Below are 16,069 nucleotides of genomic sequence, written 5' to 3' on the forward strand. Positions count from 1 at the left end.
TGTATCACATTCGGCAATTGATCCAATCGTGCTTCGACAACTGCCATTGGATGCTTATCGATATATTGTGCGCGTTCCCGAAACGTGACGCTGTCTGATTGATTTAGCTGGAAGTGAACTTCTCCATGTTCTGGGTGGTCGTCATCTTGATGCCAAGTAAACTACCCTACTCTACTCCCTCGGCGCTCTGCGCCTCGGTCCTTGAGGGTAGGGCTTTGATGTGGACTCCCGGCAATCAATCACCAGCAATAGGTTGGTGACCCTCGCCGTTCAACGTCCCACCATTCACACGCACGTCTACTGGTGCGTCTCCGCTCCCCGACTTGGGCGAGGAACGGAGTCTGTGTTGTCGCTTCCGGCCGTATCGCACGCCAATATTCTTCGCAGCGTTATAGTCTGCGTTCACTTCGTACCCACACTTCTGGCACTCAAATTGTTCTCCCTGACGGTTCGCTTCGTGCGTGAACCCACAATCCATCCGAGAACACCGTTGGGACGTGTGGTTCGGCTCAACCTCCTCCACGGAGACACCCTGCTCTGGTGCCTTGTAGGAGACGTACTTGGCGAGGCGTCGGAACGCCCAAACGTGGTGCCATTTCGCGTACGGAAGCCGCTCGCGAATGTCCGTTAGGTCCTCGAATGCGATCACATCGCAGTCGTGTTCGACGGCTTCCGCGACGATCTCGTTGGCAACCGTGTGGATGTACTGTTTCCGCCACGCTTCTTCGCGCTTGCCGAGGCGAAGTAGGGCGTTGTGTGCGGCTTGCGTGCCGCGCTGTTGTATCTCACCACGCCGCTTCTCGAACTCGCGGCACCAATGGTCGTAGTCGTCTCCCTGCCAGAAGTGCCCCGTTGAGGAAACGGCGAGACTGGTAACACCGAGGTCGATACCGAGGACTGTTTGGTGCCCAGTATCTTCCGAAACCTCGGACTCGTCGTCATCGTACTTCCGAGTCGTAATGTGGAAGTAGAACTCGTCGGTCGTGTTATCATACTGCAGTGTACTCGCCCGGAACTCGTACTCCTCTGAAAGAACATACTGTTCGTAGGGCGTTGGGCTGTCCGCCGGGAGTTCAAAATCACACTCAACGCGCCCGTTAACGGTTGAGAGCGAGGCTTTGTTCCGGTAGAATGTGGCGCTCCGCTTGTCGTAGACCATGCTCCAGGAGGTGAAATCCGGTTGGCTCACACACTTGCCCTGCTTCCACCGTTCGACGCACCCTTTTGTCGCTTGAACGGCGCGTCGGATGGCCTCTTGTACGAGGTTGGCAGTGAGATCAGTTTCTTTCCGCAGCTCTGCGTAGAGGGCGTCTCGCGCAGTTGAGTTCGCAGTGATACAGTTCGTGTAGGAGTTGTCGTCCCAACAGAACTCGGCAGCACGATTCGCACAGTAGAGGAACTGTCGCGCAGATTCGTGGAGGTCGCCGCGCCGCTCATCGGGAACGTCGAGTTTGACCGGCGCAGTTCGACGCACCTCCATGTTTCAGATTACTACTCAACGGGACTTATAATTCTGGGAGTCAGGTAGCTACAGTCGTGCGGTTGCGTCGTCCATTGTCGGTTTCCTCTCCGACCTACTCGCTCGCTACACTCGCTCCTTGAGGTCGGAGGCTCCACCTCGAATTATGCTGAATACAGAATCACTCTGGAGCCGGTTCTTGATTCGTCGATGAATCCGTTTGTTATTGAGGCCGTCTCTGTTTGCGAGAAAGATCATCGGGCTCAGGCGATCGCAATGTGTCCATCCCTATCGGAATCAGAGAGCTGAGTGACATCTGTATGACACCCTCCTCGCCGTGAACGGCGAGGTTTCCTCGCGCTGGGGGTATCGGTTACCGACCCACGGAGGCAACTTGCGGGTTCGTATGCTCCTCGTTGGGAACTGAGCGTGGTGACTCTGACCAATTATGGTCGTCCCACTTGAGGCATACAGGCCGTGCCATCGACCGTGTTACCGTCGTCTGCCGTCGAAGGAACGTCTCTGACGCAGATAGGTCTGCGTGCCCCTCGAATCCACACGGACACGTCAGCGTATCCTGATGCCGGATCGTGTCCTCTGTCGAGCCGCAGTTCGGACACTCCTGGCTCGTCCACGCCTCCGACCGAACTTCCACCGAAATACCGTATTCTTCGGCGGTGCACGCCAGTCGGTTCACGAACGCTCTAAACGCCCAGAAATTGTGCGTCTTCGCGTTCGTCTCCACCGACCAGTGCGTGTCAAGCACGTCCGTCAGCGCCCCGACGTACACCGTCGAAACGCCATCCTCGTACAGGCGTTCGATGAGGTCACGAGCGAGGGCGTCTTGGGCGTGGTCACGTCGCTTCGTGCGCCGATCGTACAGGCACCGGATGCGGTCACTACTGTATCGTCCTTCTTCCAAGAGCGATTGGCGGCGGGCGATTTCTCGTGTCGTCTCGCGAAATCGCTCGAACAGGTCACGCCCTTCATACAGGAGTTGCTGACCGGTCGTGGTTGTACAAGCGACGAGGTTGTTCGCACCAATATCCAGAGCGGCTTCTTTTGAAGCCAGTGGGTGTGCCAGTCGAGAATGGTCTTCGCTGATTGTGACTGGCTGAAAGGCCCTGAACGTCTGTGCTTGCTCGTCGTAGAACAACTCTAACCGACCCTGTTTCTTGTACTCCTTCCAATTGGGATCGCCTCGAACTTCGAGGCGGAGACGTTCGCGGTATCCAAGCCCGTACTCGTCTTTCAGGTCTTGACCGACGAGAATTTCGAGCCGGGAGTATTCACCCCACTCGACTGAGTATGACGTGTTGCGGATGTACGTGCGGAGTTCTCGTCCGTCTTCCGAGTTCCCCCAGTATCCGGGTTTACTGTTGGCTTCGCCCTTCTTTTTGAGGCTGAAGAACGAGTTCCACGCTTCGCGGTTCTTGCGTTCGATTTGTTGAACCGTGGACGCACCGAGTGTCCCGCCGTAGCGACCGCGATACTCGCTGATGTCCCACACGTCTTTGTCTGGGTCGGCGTAGTTCTCGCGGCGCTCGTAGTTGATTTCGTTCCAGAGAGCGGCAGAAGCATCCAACAGGCGTCGAAGCAACTCCTCGTCCTCGTTGGACTGCGGAATCACATCGAACGTATTGGCCCGCTTCATCACCTATTGGTTATACCGTAACGCACATAATTGTTCCGTTCATGTGATACTATATGGTCGCAATTCGCATCGAGTTCGATGACGACGAACAGTACGAACGACTGAAGCAACTGAAGAAACATCGTGGGTTGACATGGAAGGGATTGCTCCTTGAGGGAGAAAAGAAAGTTAGGGAGGATACCCCGGAGTAAGCGTCGAACGGGGTATGTGTCGTAGTGTGTCGGATTCACGCCCGCTCTAAAGGGCGGGACTCTCTCCTTGAGTCAGGTAGTACATGTTTCAACAGACGGGTCTCTGTCTCCAGAGCCTCCCACGTCGAAACAGCATTCCGAATGGCACGCATTTCCGCTGTCGTGAGATCTTCTTCAACCAGTTTGTTGCGCAGCTCGGAGGCGGTCTCGACTTCGTATTTTTCCTCTAGTGATTCGACCTGAGCAGTGTGTTCAACAAGGGTCGACTCAAGTTCATCACGAGAGTTCTCGTTAATGAGGTCAAGTACCTCCTCAATGAGCGTCTGTACTGGGTTTGGCGCATATCTCGTCTGTCCATCGACGGTGTGTTCTTCTGCGTTATTTCCTGCCACAAGGGCCTCTAGTTCACTATCTGCTGTTCCCCACGCGACATCTGCTTCCTCTGCAATATCGGAGACTGTCGCGGGTTCATCGAGTGTCTCAATGACCATGCGGACCCGCTCACGCCCACTATACTTGTCTTTCCACGCCTCTCTATTTGGGTTATTCATTTCTATTCTCATTTATATGCGACAGACGCAAATAATTGTGTATTTCTTAGAGCTTCTCTAACACCACTCCTACCCGAAGTCGTAGTCAGTGTCGCGAGCGTCGACGTACTCATCATTGCCCGTTCGGTCAGGAACGTAACACGGCCCTCGTCCACCAGCGAAGAACACCGGTGCCTCAATGTCGAGGTCGCTTCGGCGATCCACCAGCGCTGGGGTCATCTCTCGATAATTCACGCATCCGAAGCTCACGACGAGTGTGGAACGTGCCTCGTGGCAGTCGATGTTCTGTGAGTGGTGAGAGCGAATCTTTCGAGAGATCCTCGGTAGTGACGATCCGCATATCAAGTACCTGGGCGAGATACCGCGCTGCGGTCGTCACGACCCACGCCACCACCAGAATGGGCATTGCGCGAGCGAGTAGCGCCCGGTGTGAGATGGCTTCGACTGCGTCGCGACCCACAAGGGTGGTCTGCCAGTCTTTACCTCGAGACCGCCGTCCACCGGCTGTTCTGGCAACGGGGGTGCCGATCGGAGGCGACAGAGTATTTACCCGTAGTTCCGATGTACTGGCGCGTATGTCCGGATTCAGAGCGGATCTTGATGCCATCGCGGCCGCTGGTGGCTACGACGACACTGACGCCGTCGTCGAGGAGGCCGTCCGCGAACTGTTGCGCCGTCGTCCGGAGCTCAGGGTTTCGCTTGTGGTCGAAAAGTACCGGACTGGAACGGTGAGTCTCAATCGGGGCGCCGAATTGGTCGGCGCCTCGACGGAGTCATTCAAGCGCGAACTCGCGGAGCGAGGGATCGACCGGGAGGCCGGATTCCTGAGCGAGTCCGCTCGCTCGGATCGCTTGGAAACGTTCCGCCAATAAGTCGACGGATGGCGTTCGTCGAAAACAACGTCCTGAGTTCGCTCGCGAAGATCGACCGGCTGGATCTGCTCCGGTCGGTCTTTGGGACCGTCCAGACACCCCTTTCGGTTATCGACGAACTCGACCGTGCTGCGGACGAAGGCTACGATTTCGTTACCCATATCGACGCAGTCAAATCGTACAACGACGGCTGGCTCGAAAGTGTCGCTCCGACGGACACCGAGGTTAAACTAGCAGATGAACTCGATGACCACGCACTTTCCTCGACCGACGCGCGGTGTCTCACGATCGCGTCTCAGCGAGAGATGCGACTCGTAACCGATGACGCGCATGTCGGCACACGCGGACAATAGATTGGCAATGAAGTCTGGGACCTCGTACTGTTGTTTCAGGCGGCGATCTACAGGCGGTTCAAGACGAGTGCCTCGGGGCTTGACCCCGAGGGTGAAGCCGACAACGCCTAACCTATCAACGCTAATTCATACGTTTACACCACCCGAGTCCGTCGATTAAGTTATGGAGAAGTCGCTCACAAAGACACTCGTCTTCCAACTCCAATCCGGTGATGAGCGACTTCTCTCCCCGACAGAGCTGACCGGTATTGTTGGTTAATATTGGCCGATCTGAACGCAGGTACCGTCCGCTGTCGGATCGGTTTGTAGGGACTTAGAATGGATGATGATCGTTGTGGTGTAAAAACAGTAGTGAACATCACTCACCACTGTCGGTAGATCCTCCTCTATTAAAATATCTACAGTCCCTTGGATATATATTTTAGCAGGCCATAGGAGGCCCTATGTCAAACGAAACGGATAGTACCGATCCAAACTCGCCTTCGATGACGCGAGGTGAGCGGGTTCGTGCAGCCGCACGAACGCTCCGAACGCCCCGAACAGCATCGTGGGTAGCCGAAGAAACAGAAACTACGACAAAGACGGCTCAAAAGTACCTTGATCAACTCGTTGAGGATAACGTCTTACAGAAGATCGAACGTGGAGGCCAGACCCTCTACTGCGTCGATCAGCTGATGGCGACCTATCGCGAAGTCGCAACCCTCCAACGCGAACACGACCGAGAGGAACTTGCCGACACCCTGGATTCGATCCAAGCACGGATCGCAGAGTGGGAAGCCGAATACAACGTCGAGTCGCCAAGCGAACTCCTTGCGAGTATCGCCGACGTCGATACCCCTGCTGAAGCCGACGTTCGCCGTGAGATCGCCAGCGAGTGGGAACATCTTGCTGATCGGGTGCCGGTTGTGAAGGCAGCTCTAAAAGAGTACGACTGGGCGACCGATCGAGACAGGATCCCGGTCTGAACGATGGGCTTGCCAGGAACAATTGATACGTCTGTTTATACCGGGCTTCGTGACGTACTGGACCGGCACCCCAAAATCACGACTGTCGGCTTTGCGCCAGATAGTATCTCGAAAGAGTTCATCCGGGCGAATATCGCTCCCGATCGAATTGAGCCACCGACTGGCCCACAGTCTCCAATACTTGAAGTAGAGTGGCGGTTTCGACGAGAGACAGAATACTATCGAATACACTATGGGGACCCGAACACGGGCTTCAATTGTGGGTGGCATCGCGACGAGGACCACCCAGATCTAGGTTCGACACACTTCCAGTACGAACATCAGCAAACAGGGGAATCCGCTCGGACACGCGCGAAATTCACAAAATCTGTGCCAACAGAGATTCTGTGGACTGCGCTTCAGCGGTTATTCGAAACAAAGATTCCAGCGTATAGGTAGGTAGAGCTCCCGAGCGATGACATTCATGGACTCTATATGTGGGTCAGCCAGATCTCCGGAGAGGCATTCGATGAATGGGTTGAACAAGCCTAGGTTTCTTTAGCTACAACTCATTCGAACTCGTAGTCGCTCTCACGAGCGTCAACGTACTCATCATTACCCGTTCGATCGGGCACGTAACACGGCCCACGGCCCCCACTCCCGCAGAACACCGGTGCCTCAATGTCGAGGTCGCTTCGGCGATCCACGAGCGCTGGGATCAGCTCTCGAAATTCACGTACCCGAGGCTCACGGCGAGTGCGGAACGTGCCTCGTGGCGGGCGATGTTCGGTGAGCGGTGGGAGTGACGCTTTCGAGAGGTCCTCAGCGGTGAGAATCCGTACATCAAGCTGTTGGGCGAGCTGCCACGCTGCGGTCGTCACGCCCCACGCCACTACCAGGATGGGCATTGCGCGAGCGAGTAGCGCCCGATGTGAGATGGCTTCGACTGCGTCGCGACTCACAAGGGTTGTCTGCCAGTCTTTACACTCGACGACGAGAAAATCATCGGGCTCATTCGCGAGTGGTTTTCGCCGCGCGATCACGTCGGTTTCGAGCCCGAAGAGGCGCTCGTTGCGCGCTGTCAGGTACCCCCACGATTCGAGTGCCTCGGCGGCCCGTCTTTCGAGCCACCGACCGTTTGTCGGGTCGTGATCAGTGGTGGGTTCCTCGTCGGTGTCGCCCACCCCTGGAATCTGGTCACGTTCCTCATCGAACTCACGCATCTGTGGATTCCTCTTTTTCGGTGAGTTCTCGTGCTGTGTCTTCGAGTGCGGCCGCGATCGATTGTGCCTCTGCAGGCGTGAGTTCCGCGTAGGTGGTTCCCCACTCACCGCCGAAACTCAACAAGACAGCCGACTCGTCGAGGGCGTCTTTCGCGACTTGGATTGAGCCCGCTGTCTGGGTGACTGGCTGGTCGCGTGTGATGTTTGTTTTGAGATCCGCTTTGGGTGCTGTCATCGATTCTCACCCCCTTGTTTCGAGTGGAGCGATGGGGTTGGTGGGGCTGCTGTCTGTGCGTATTGTGGCATCTGAGTGCCGTGTGTGTGGTCTGCGGGCTGTGCGGCGTGCTGGTCGGACTGGTCCAGTTTCACTGGAAGCGTGGTGTCTTTGATCATGGTGTCGGGTGGCGTGAACAGTTCCGTTTGTACACAGATAGCGCGTGTCTGTGCGCTTTTGTTGGGGTCACTGCTCACGACGCAGTGTGGTTGAATTCGGTGTCGATGCGCCACCAGCGGTGTTGTTGTATTGGCTGCTGGTTGGGTGAACGAGATCTCTGGCTCGCTCGTCCATCGTCGGTGGCCATCCACCTGGAGGGGGTGGATGCGCTCGAGTTTGCGTACGGTCTGGATGCGACGGTCATAGCTACTCGCGGAGATGTCGGCCCGCTTGATTAACGCGGTGCGGCCAAGCGGCTGCTCGGCGTGGAGCAGCGTGGCGTACAGCTTCGTGGCCGTTGGCGTCAGCTCGGGTCGAAAGCGCTCTGGCGAGAGGGTGGCCGCTGCGCGCTCGACGGCAGCCAGTGTCGGAGAGTGAGACTCGTTCAGCGCTCGCAGCAGGCTCACCACAACGTCGTACGGACACGCACTGCGGGTGTCGGTCGGGCCGAACGAGCGGAGACAGAGCCGGATGAGCCGCTGGCGCTCACGGGGTGTCCACTGTACGTCGTGGGTCATCGCTATGTCGTCGATCACCCGCCGGATGGCGGGGTAGGTCGTCCCGTCGACGACCGGAATCTCGAGTGTCGGTGCGGCTTCAGTGCCCTCCGCAATCGCTTCCCGGACCGCGGTGAGTTCCTCGCGGAGTGCGGTGGTGATTGCGTCATGGAGCTCGGTGGCTGTCGGGCCAGCGATCACCCACGACATGGTGAGATCCATCGTCGCGTGATTCTCAATTTCGTACGGGAGTCGGCGACGCAATTTTGCTGGCCGGTCTTCGAACAGCAGCCGATAGCCCGAGTGAACGCCGTAGACGGACTGTTTTGGGGCTGTTTTGGCGAGGAACCCACAGAGATTCTGAAGGTTGGTGGAGTTGCGTGTGAGTGCGCCAGTATCCGGGATTCTGACGGTGGTTGTGAGCTCGATGCCGGCGGCGTGATACAGCTGGGTTGCCGACGCGACCAGCCCGTGAAGATCTTCGAAGAGATCGCTTCGAGCAGCTGTGTCATCACTGTCTGTCAGTTTGGCGACCTTCGAGAGAAGCTGGTCTCGAACCGTCGTGATCCGATCTTTCCACGCGTCGTAGGTTGTTTCGTCATCGCTGAACCACCCCACCTGATGGCCACGCTGGAGGAGTTGCGTAATATCGTGATCGAGATGCTTGTGGAGTGTCTCGAACTCGTGACCAAGCCGTGATGGGGTGAGGATTTTCGAGAGGGCCTTGTCACTGAGTAAGACGCCCGCGAGACGTCCCAACGTTGCGAGGGGCCCACCCCATTGGAGCACGACGAGTGTTTCTTCGTCGGTGTGACTGAGATACCCAACTCGGCCATCCTCGAACCGGCGTGGCTGGTCATCGATGAGTGTGATGGCGTCCTCATGAGCGGCCATGGCGAATCGCTTGTGGAGGTGAGCTGGGGCGTCCGCTGAGTCGGTGAGCCACTGGACGTATTCTTGATCTTCGTCTGGGTCTCTAGTTGTCGCCACCCACTCGTCGGGTGGTATCTCACCCCGTCGGCGGGGCGACACTGTACTTGTAACTTCCTGAGGGGTCGCAGTAAGACACCCATCAAGGCGACGCTGATCTGGGTGGACGAGCGCATACTCGTCATCGAGACACTGCTTGACGGCTTGGTGTCCAAGATCGGTTAGTTGGACCGTGTGCTGTTGGCCACGACGGTCGATTGTGACTAGGTCACGAGCTTCGAGGTCGAGGACATAGCTGCTGATTGTCCCTTCAGCAACGTCGATTGCGTGGTCATTGACGAGATCACGGTAGCTCCGGGCGGACGCTGTCTGGAGATTCCCAAGCAGCCGGCGCTTTCCTGGCTCGGTGTCGAGATCATAGATGGCCTCCCATGCGGTCTCGACACTCTGAGTGGGGTGGTCGGTTTGGGGGGACCAATCCCGGCTGTCAGTAAGATCAAAGTGACAGTCGGTCCAGTCGGGATAGCGGTTCGAGAGGTGTCGTTGTACCGCAGGGGACGCGACGAGTCGGACGTCGAATCCACTCGCAAGCACAGCAATTGCCGCGAGCGCACGGACCCCCGTGCGGCGGTCTGTAAGGCTAGTCCACGCGTTGCCGTCCAACAGAAGTGTGATGACGCGCGGCTGGCCGTCGAGTTCGCGATGAAGTGCCACTGGCCCCTTTGCGAGCGCGCCAAGACCGGCGTTGACCGGCCCGCGTCCTGTGCCGATGCTGGTGACAATGTCGGTTAGATTCTCACGTCGCTGTTGGTGGTACGTATTGAGCGTCTCAGTGGGTTCATCTGTATAGGTGAGCGCGAGTGTCGTGATCGCGCGGGTGTACGCGATGGCTTCCGCAATATCGTCGGTCCATGCGTTGTCCATTCGCTGCCACCTAGGCAGGGTTGCTGTGAGGAGCTGTGAGCTCGTCCGCCACGGGTCTGTGGTGGCGTGGGTGCGGATACTCTGTTCAGTGCGTGGCCGGAGCTCAGTGAGGACCCCTGGGAGCCACTCGGTCATCCGAGGCGAGATCCCCGAACAAATAATCCCGTTGGTGGAACTGATCGTCGTGGGGCTGACAAGCTGGACCCCTCGCTTGCGAGTCGTAGGCTGGCGTGTTCGCATAGCCAGTCACCTTGGGGTGATCGGCTGGTTGGTCAGCGTGACCAGCATCACTCTGCGCCCTCGCGCCGCGGGCCACCATCAGATCGAGCGTGGTCTCGAACCGCCGTGAGAAGCGGCGTCGGTTCCTGCTCTCTTTGGTGGGTTGGGGATCGTGGTGTTGTGGCTTCCCGGTGGACGCGTGGCTCTGAACTCGTTGTGGGGCTTGTGACAACGGTGCTCGGTTCGAGCAGAACGAACGTTGTCGATTGTGTCTGCGTGTTTGAACACGTCCCGATATGCCCCGTGAGGACGTACTCGCGAACGCCACGAGTGAAGACCGTCGGGTGTTCGTGGATATCTGCCCCGCACATGATGTATCCAATCGCGTACGCGGGCTCACCGGCCGCGCGGTAGGCGTAGGCGGTGATGTCGTCGCCTTCGTGGAGCGGCTGCCCGCAGACTTGGCAGATTGGGCGGGTGGTGTTGATCGAGATGCGCGTGAGTTGGGGGAGGTCTGTGGGTCGCGTCATTTGTGTCCTCCCTCAGTGACGTCATGACTGCCAGCTTGCCACGCTTGCCGAGCAGCAAGTGCGCGACGGGCCGACTCGGTCAGCCGGTACGTTACCGTGTCGTGGGTGCGTTCGGTGACGTAGTCGTATTCGATGAGTTCCTCAAGGACAGCACAGACACGGGTTTGGTCGATGCCTTTGGTGTAGTACGTAGAGAGTTCGCGGTGAAGTGAACGACTCTCGGTGGGGCCAGTTTGTGCGACTACCCAGAGCAAATCGCGGTGGGCGGCCGCGAGGTCGGCCAGCCGGATGTTGTCGCTCTCGGCGTTGGGATTAGACATTGCCCTCCTCTTTGATCTCTCTGGCGACGCTGCGAGTCGCCCTGTGTGTTGTATAGAGCAGGCTACCGAGAGCAGCACCGTACTTGTCGGCTGGGTTGGTACACAAACTCCAGTAGGAGCTGCTCGGTCCGTCAGTCGTCTCGCAGGGCTTAAGCCCCGCAGTTGCCAGCGTTAGCATGGTTCTGTGATTGGGCACAGAACCCGTCCTGGCCGGGTGCTGGTACACCGCGGCCGGGGTTTCTACACTCTCTCGCGATCCAAGAATTCGACGCTCGGGCTCTGTGATTCATTATATGCACCCCTGTAACTTCAATGTAACGAAGGTGCTTTGGAGAGACAAGCGACCGTAATATAGACACTGGTGTATGAAATACAGCTATGAGATATGCGGGTAGCTGGATGACTGCGGTTGATGACCGCATTCTAGAATATTTGTCTGAACACAAATCCGGGTCACCGACAAAAATGAAACGCGAAGGTCCGATCCGGTACTCGCGACAGCAGGTCCACCGTCGATGTAAAAAGCTGTCTGAACAGGGCCTTGTTAATGACCTCGGAAATGGTGTCTACATGATTACTGAAGACGGTGAGGCATATCTTGAGGGTCGACTCGACACCGAAGACTGGCGTTACATCGATCAGGACACTGACGAGGCCGTCACCGACGACAATGCTGATACCGCTCCGACCGAGGGTACTAATGGAGACGCCCCTTAGACGCAGGTAGTTGTCCTATCGCGCAGTAGCCGAGTGAACACACTGGTGGATATTCCAGCGATAATCTATTTGATCTCATCGTTACGTTGGTAACATAACAGAGTAGCTGCTTACCACGCCCCGGTGGCTGCGGCCCGATTGGCAGCAAGTGCCTCCTCTGTGACGGAAATTCAACCGAAAGTGTCCACATGAACCTGTAGACCTACATCTAGTACGGTGTTGAGTGCCCTGCAAGCGCGTCAAACGAGGCTCAACGAAAATAGTCCATTACAGTTACTGTACTTCGGTTATTATGCTCCTAGTCAATATCTGCAGGATACTGTCATCCCAAACGCGATCCGTGTCCCGCTGCTGTCTGGTGGTTTGCTCCGAAAAATCAAAAGCAAACTTATGAAAGAATTAGAACCAATTGAGCCGGCTTTATCAGTGGAAATGTACCTTGATGACCGCCGCAGTCATCAGTCCAAAGCCACCACCACAGCGCACCGATCGCGGTTGTCGTCGTTCGTCAACTGGCTCGACGAACGGGGCATCGATAATCTCAACGAACTCACCGGACGGCTCGTCAAAGAATACAAACTTTACCGGCGAGAGGAGTCTGACTGGGCACCCTCGACCGAGAAGTCCAACCTCGACACCATCCGCGTCTTCGTTCGGTGGGCCGAAGGAATCGAGGCGGTCGAGGCCAACCTCTCTCAGCGCATCCAGTCACCGGTGCTCAACGACGACGAGAACGTCCGACACACCGAGCTCGATTCGGAGACGGCCGAGAAGGTGCTTTCCAACCTGGAAACGTATCACTACTGTTCTACCCAGCACGTGACGCTGGCGTTGATATGGCATACGATGTGTCGCCGGAGTGCAGTCCATGCACTCGACCTGAAAGACTACGACCCGAAAGATCAGCATCTTCGCTTCATTCACCGACCAGAATCCGGCACGCCGCTCAAGAACAAAGAGAAGTCGAACCGGTACATGGCGGTGTCGGACTCCATCGCGGAGCTGTTGGACGACTGGATCGCCAATAAGCGGCCGGAGGTCGTCGACGAGTACGGCCGAAAGCCGCTCCTCTCGTCGAAAAATGGCCGACTCCACAAGTCCACGATCAGTGGATACGCCTACAAGTACACACAGCCCTGCAAGTACGAGGGCGAGTGTCCGGTCGATGGCCGGGATCAACAGTAGTGTGCGGCGGCGTCTCACCAGAAGCTTGCAGACTGTCCGGAGTCGGTTTCACCGCACCCGTTCCGCCGCGGCTCGATAACCCACTGGCTTCGGTCTGACGTCCCGCCACGCGTCATTTCGGACCGCGCCGACGTCTCCGAGCAAGTAATCGAAAAGCACTACGACGAACGGACAGAAATCGAGGAGATGGAGCAGCGCCGCGAGTTCCTCGACAGTATCTAGATATCCTCGAGATGGGAGCGGCGTGACTCGCGTCGCTCCGACTTCGTACTCAGGTCGTACCACTGCTCGATCGTCTCGGGGTTGGCGTCGCACCGTTTCGAGATCACGTCGGCGGTCGGGACGCCGTTGGCCCGGAGGTGCGTGATGTAGCCCCGCCGGATGGGATGCGGTGAGACAGACTCAGGGCAGTCGTACGCGGCGTTGTTGGTCTGCGCTGCCTCGCAGGTGTCTGGGTCTCTCCCGACCGGACACGCGTTGCCTATGGCGCAGGGGCGCGACCAGCCGTACACGTACTGACGGATGGAGCTCTTCTGGAGGCGTCCGTTTCGCGTCGTGAGGAGTGGGTCCCTCCCGTGCTCGTCGGTCACCGTCTTTCGGTTAGCTTGGATGTACCCATCGAGGACCTCTCCCGCATCACGTGAAATACTGAGCTCACGCTCGCCAGACTTTCCGTTCTTCAATCGTGTGCCCGTCTCTTCTCGGTTGACCGCCTCGATGTATCGCTCTTGGGCGTCGTAATCGTCGAGGTCGAACGCGTACAACGTGGATTGCCGGATCCCCGTCTCGGCGAGGAGTGTCCAGACCACGTGCTCTCTGGTGAAGGGCTCGAACTTGGCGAGATGGGTGAGAATCTCCTCGGCATCTTCGTGGGAGAGAATCGTTTCGTTGACGGATTCACTCTCCGAGAGCGTCGGCAGAATGACCAACTCGTGGAATCCGGATTCAAACACGTTTCGACGCTCGCAGTACCGGAGGAACTTCCGGAACGTGGACAAGCAGCTCCTCACCGACGACTTCGACCCGAACTGTGGATTTGCTCGGAGGAAGTCGTGGAACCGGTCGATGTGCGACGGGTGTACGTCTTCGAGATCCTCGATATCGCTCTCCCGACAGAACGCTTGGAAGTGCTTCAGTCGCGATCTATACGATTTAACGGTGCTTGCCTGAACGCCCCACGGATTCGTCTCGAGGTAGAACTCGATAACATCGTCCACTGAGGCGGTGCCGGCGAATACCTCATCAGCTGTTGGATTGGCCGCTGAATTGTTGGACTCTTTGGACCAATTCTCGGGCGAAGACGTGTTTTGCTCCGTCCCTGTTTCTGTGGCCTGGGTTAGTTCGCCGGCTTCCCATGGTTTGACATGCGAGGTGGTGCTAGGAGCTACAGTACCGTCGGGCTGCAGTTCAGTTCCTTGGACGGATTCAGGGACGACCTCGCCGCCGTCGGTCCTCAGTTCACGGTCTTCTTCACGGCTCGCCTCGAATTGGCCGGGGGTCTCGTCCGGATCAGTCACGATTCGACCCTCCCAGCGGTGGGCTGCATCTCACGGCCATAATTGGCTGGCAGTCGCGAGACTGGAGCCACGGTCGAACCCGTGCCCCGACCAACTGTACTGGATATTGGCCGGGGACCGTGTGGCTTCGTCCGGCGGCATACTTGGGCACCCGTAGTCCGTTTTCCCCGAACAGCTCGATCAGAGTATGCTGGGTCGTCGGCCTGTGTCTGGCCCTCGTAATTGGCCGGGTTCTCGGCCAACATAGGGTGCCAGGTGACGATGGAAGTTGGTCGGGAGACCGGATCTGATGACAATATAGTTAAACTACCGACCGGTACTGTAAGTAGAATAAGGACGAAGTACCGCTTGTGACTCCTGAAAATGGCATAGAGTCCTCCAATCGCTCCAATAGCAAAAACGGTGATGACCGGATAAAACTTACCGAGAGTATTTATTATTGATCCACTACTCCCGCTACCTCCACTTCCCGACCCTTGAGCAACAGACCCAGAGGAGGGGATCAATATTTGTATGATACTTGTATAATCAGGGATCGAAAAGGCTGACGCTAGAGTTACTCCCGCAGTACCTGCGTATGTTGACCACAATATCCAAGTTGGAGCAAAAACGAGAGCGGCTAAAACACCAACCCAAACAGAATTTATATTGGTCTGAAGGCTTTTTTTACGCACGATTTTACATTTAAAGTAATAGAGAACACATGCCCCTGAAAATGTGGAAATAATAACTATTCCATAAAAGAAATGAAGCATTACAGAAGTTATGAGAATAATACTAAATAGTACATTAAATCGAAGGTCTGAATCTTGATATGACCTAGTGAAAAAATAGATTGATAAAACAAGCCATGGTAGAGCCATTGATTCCGACTCCATTAAAGTAGAAGTACGTAAAAAAAATGGCTGAGTGGCTGCGAATAGAAGGGCGAAAAACCCGACTCTAAGGTTACCTCCCACACGATACGCTAGCATGAAAAATAGAAGAGGCAAGATTGCCCCGATAAAAATTGTCACGTGGCGTACTGATGTAATGGGTCCACCTAGGAGCAGGTTCGATTGTGCAAGCTCAATAATATAGATTGGTGATGCCTGATACATGTCGTTACCAAGTACCTTTCCGATTTCAGTTGCCCACTTTGCCCGATACATCCACCGACCGTGATCAATACCACTAGCGACAACAGACAAGAATCCAGACAAACGTAACCCATATCCAATGATTAGTGTCGTGGTTGAAAGAGCATACCAGCCATAGCGAGAATTAGTAAAGAATCCACCAAGGACAAGACTAGTTACGCTCCCCGCTAGCAATACAAAAAACAGGACTGGACGAGGCATTGGTAGTCCCGTCAATGTGTAGAAAAATAGTGCGCTCGCAAAACTCGTGAATGCAATAGTCACTGAGAGTTTTGTTGATTTGCTTATCATACCTTAGATCGTCAATATCGACGAATTGATTGTCACTGTCGAAGTGTTCGTTTATTCACCCAAGGTTCAAAAGCGGCTTTTTCCGCCGCTTTCCCCCAGAACTCATCTATTTTAATATAC

Annotated in this window: 16 protein-coding genes; 6 read left to right on the top strand and 10 right to left on the bottom strand. The window is 56.3% G+C overall.

Annotated features, from left to right (window positions below; genetic code table 11):
- Positions 1–235: 235 nt before the first annotated feature.
- Together ABNG04_RS08025 and ABNG04_RS08030 are read right to left on the bottom strand one after the other, a co-directional pair.
- Positions 236–1,480 carry an RNA-guided endonuclease InsQ/TnpB family protein gene (locus tag ABNG04_RS08025; protein ID WP_371161588.1) on the bottom strand — a complete coding sequence of 415 codons (1,245 nt, stop codon included), beginning with the start codon at positions 1,478–1,480 and terminating at the stop codon, positions 236–238.
- 352 nt (positions 1,481–1,832) lie between these two features.
- Complete coding sequence (locus ABNG04_RS08030; RefSeq protein ID WP_371161589.1) at positions 1,833–3,113, bottom strand: RNA-guided endonuclease InsQ/TnpB family protein; 1,281 nt, start codon at positions 3,111–3,113, stop codon at positions 1,833–1,835.
- Positions 3,114–3,166: 53 nt separating this feature from the next.
- Between ABNG04_RS08030 and ABNG04_RS08035 the strand changes: the two genes are divergently transcribed.
- Positions 3,167–3,304, top strand: a complete 138-nt coding sequence (locus ABNG04_RS08035) for a hypothetical protein (RefSeq protein ID WP_006114978.1) — start codon at positions 3,167–3,169, stop codon at positions 3,302–3,304.
- 35 nt (positions 3,305–3,339) lie between these two features.
- On the opposite strand, the gene ABNG04_RS08040 is transcribed toward ABNG04_RS08035, so the two are convergent.
- The gene (locus tag ABNG04_RS08040) at positions 3,340–3,867 is read right to left on the bottom strand and encodes a DUF7342 family protein (RefSeq protein WP_371161592.1); all 528 of its coding nucleotides are present in this window, start codon (positions 3,865–3,867) and stop codon (positions 3,340–3,342) included.
- Between the two features lie 563 nt (positions 3,868–4,430).
- Here ABNG04_RS08040 and ABNG04_RS08045 point away from each other — a divergent pair.
- The 3 genes from ABNG04_RS08045 (at position 4,431) to ABNG04_RS08055 (ending at position 6,045) form a co-directional block, all read left to right on the top strand.
- Positions 4,431–4,727, top strand: a complete 297-nt coding sequence (locus ABNG04_RS08045) for a UPF0175 family protein (RefSeq protein ID WP_371161594.1) — start codon at positions 4,431–4,433, stop codon at positions 4,725–4,727.
- Positions 4,728–4,735: 8 nt separating this feature from the next.
- Positions 4,736–5,080, top strand: coding sequence for a PIN domain-containing protein (locus tag ABNG04_RS08050; RefSeq protein ID WP_371161596.1), 345 nt, complete (start codon positions 4,736–4,738; stop codon positions 5,078–5,080).
- 443 nt (positions 5,081–5,523) lie between these two features.
- The gene (locus ABNG04_RS08055) at positions 5,524–6,045 is read left to right on the top strand and encodes a DUF7342 family protein (RefSeq protein ID WP_371161598.1); all 522 of its coding nucleotides are present in this window, start codon (positions 5,524–5,526) and stop codon (positions 6,043–6,045) included.
- A 548-nt stretch (positions 6,046–6,593) separates the two neighbouring features.
- On the opposite strand, the gene ABNG04_RS08060 is transcribed toward ABNG04_RS08055, so the two are convergent.
- Genes ABNG04_RS08060 through ABNG04_RS08080 form a run of 5 tightly spaced genes read right to left on the bottom strand, consistent with a single transcriptional unit; the run spans position 6,594 to position 11,100 of the window.
- Positions 6,594–7,247: a restriction endonuclease gene (locus ABNG04_RS08060; RefSeq protein WP_371161600.1), complete on the bottom strand. Its 654-nt coding sequence runs from the start codon at positions 7,245–7,247 to the stop codon at positions 6,594–6,596.
- Complete coding sequence (locus tag ABNG04_RS08065; protein ID WP_371161602.1) at positions 7,240–7,482, bottom strand: hypothetical protein; 243 nt, start codon at positions 7,480–7,482, stop codon at positions 7,240–7,242. The genes ABNG04_RS08060 and ABNG04_RS08065 overlap by 8 nt, the downstream gene beginning before the upstream one ends.
- Positions 7,479–10,271 (bottom strand): plasmid replication protein RepH, encoded by a 2,793-nt coding sequence (locus ABNG04_RS08070; RefSeq protein WP_371161604.1) that lies wholly within the window; start codon positions 10,269–10,271, stop codon positions 7,479–7,481. Before ABNG04_RS08070 ends, ABNG04_RS08065 begins: the two co-directional genes overlap by 4 nt.
- A 47-nt stretch (positions 10,272–10,318) precedes the next feature.
- A complete protein-coding gene (locus ABNG04_RS08075; RefSeq protein ID WP_371161606.1) occupies positions 10,319–10,780 on the bottom strand; it encodes a DUF8112 family protein in 462 nt (153 codons plus the stop codon).
- Entirely contained in the window at positions 10,777–11,100 is a 324-nt protein-coding gene (locus tag ABNG04_RS08080) for a PadR family transcriptional regulator (protein WP_371161608.1), read from the bottom strand. The genes ABNG04_RS08075 and ABNG04_RS08080 overlap by 4 nt, the downstream gene beginning before the upstream one ends.
- Positions 11,101–11,478: 378 nt before the next feature.
- Here ABNG04_RS08080 and ABNG04_RS08085 point away from each other — a divergent pair, with 378 nt between their 5' ends.
- Together ABNG04_RS08085 and ABNG04_RS08090 are read left to right on the top strand one after the other, a co-directional pair.
- The gene (locus tag ABNG04_RS08085) at positions 11,479–11,817 is read left to right on the top strand and encodes a winged helix-turn-helix domain-containing protein (RefSeq protein ID WP_371161610.1); all 339 of its coding nucleotides are present in this window, start codon (positions 11,479–11,481) and stop codon (positions 11,815–11,817) included.
- A gap of 432 nt (positions 11,818–12,249) precedes the next feature.
- A complete protein-coding gene (locus tag ABNG04_RS08090; protein ID WP_371161612.1) occupies positions 12,250–13,002 on the top strand; it encodes a tyrosine-type recombinase/integrase in 753 nt (250 codons plus the stop codon).
- Between the two features lie 218 nt (positions 13,003–13,220).
- On the opposite strand, the gene ABNG04_RS08095 is transcribed toward ABNG04_RS08090, so the two are convergent.
- Together ABNG04_RS08095 and ABNG04_RS08100 are read right to left on the bottom strand one after the other, a co-directional pair.
- The gene (locus tag ABNG04_RS08095) at positions 13,221–14,519 is read right to left on the bottom strand and encodes a tyrosine-type recombinase/integrase (protein ID WP_371161614.1); all 1,299 of its coding nucleotides are present in this window, start codon (positions 14,517–14,519) and stop codon (positions 13,221–13,223) included.
- On the bottom strand, positions 14,516–15,949 hold the full coding sequence (locus ABNG04_RS08100; protein ID WP_371161616.1) for an ArnT family glycosyltransferase: 1,434 nt from the start codon (positions 15,947–15,949) through the stop codon (positions 14,516–14,518). The genes ABNG04_RS08095 and ABNG04_RS08100 overlap by 4 nt, the downstream gene beginning before the upstream one ends.
- Positions 15,950–16,069 lie beyond the last annotated feature (120 nt).

It is taken from the genome of Halorubrum miltondacostae (assembly GCF_041379815.1).
Taxonomy (GTDB): Archaea; Halobacteriota; Halobacteria; order Halobacteriales; family Haloferacaceae; genus Halorubrum; species Halorubrum miltondacostae.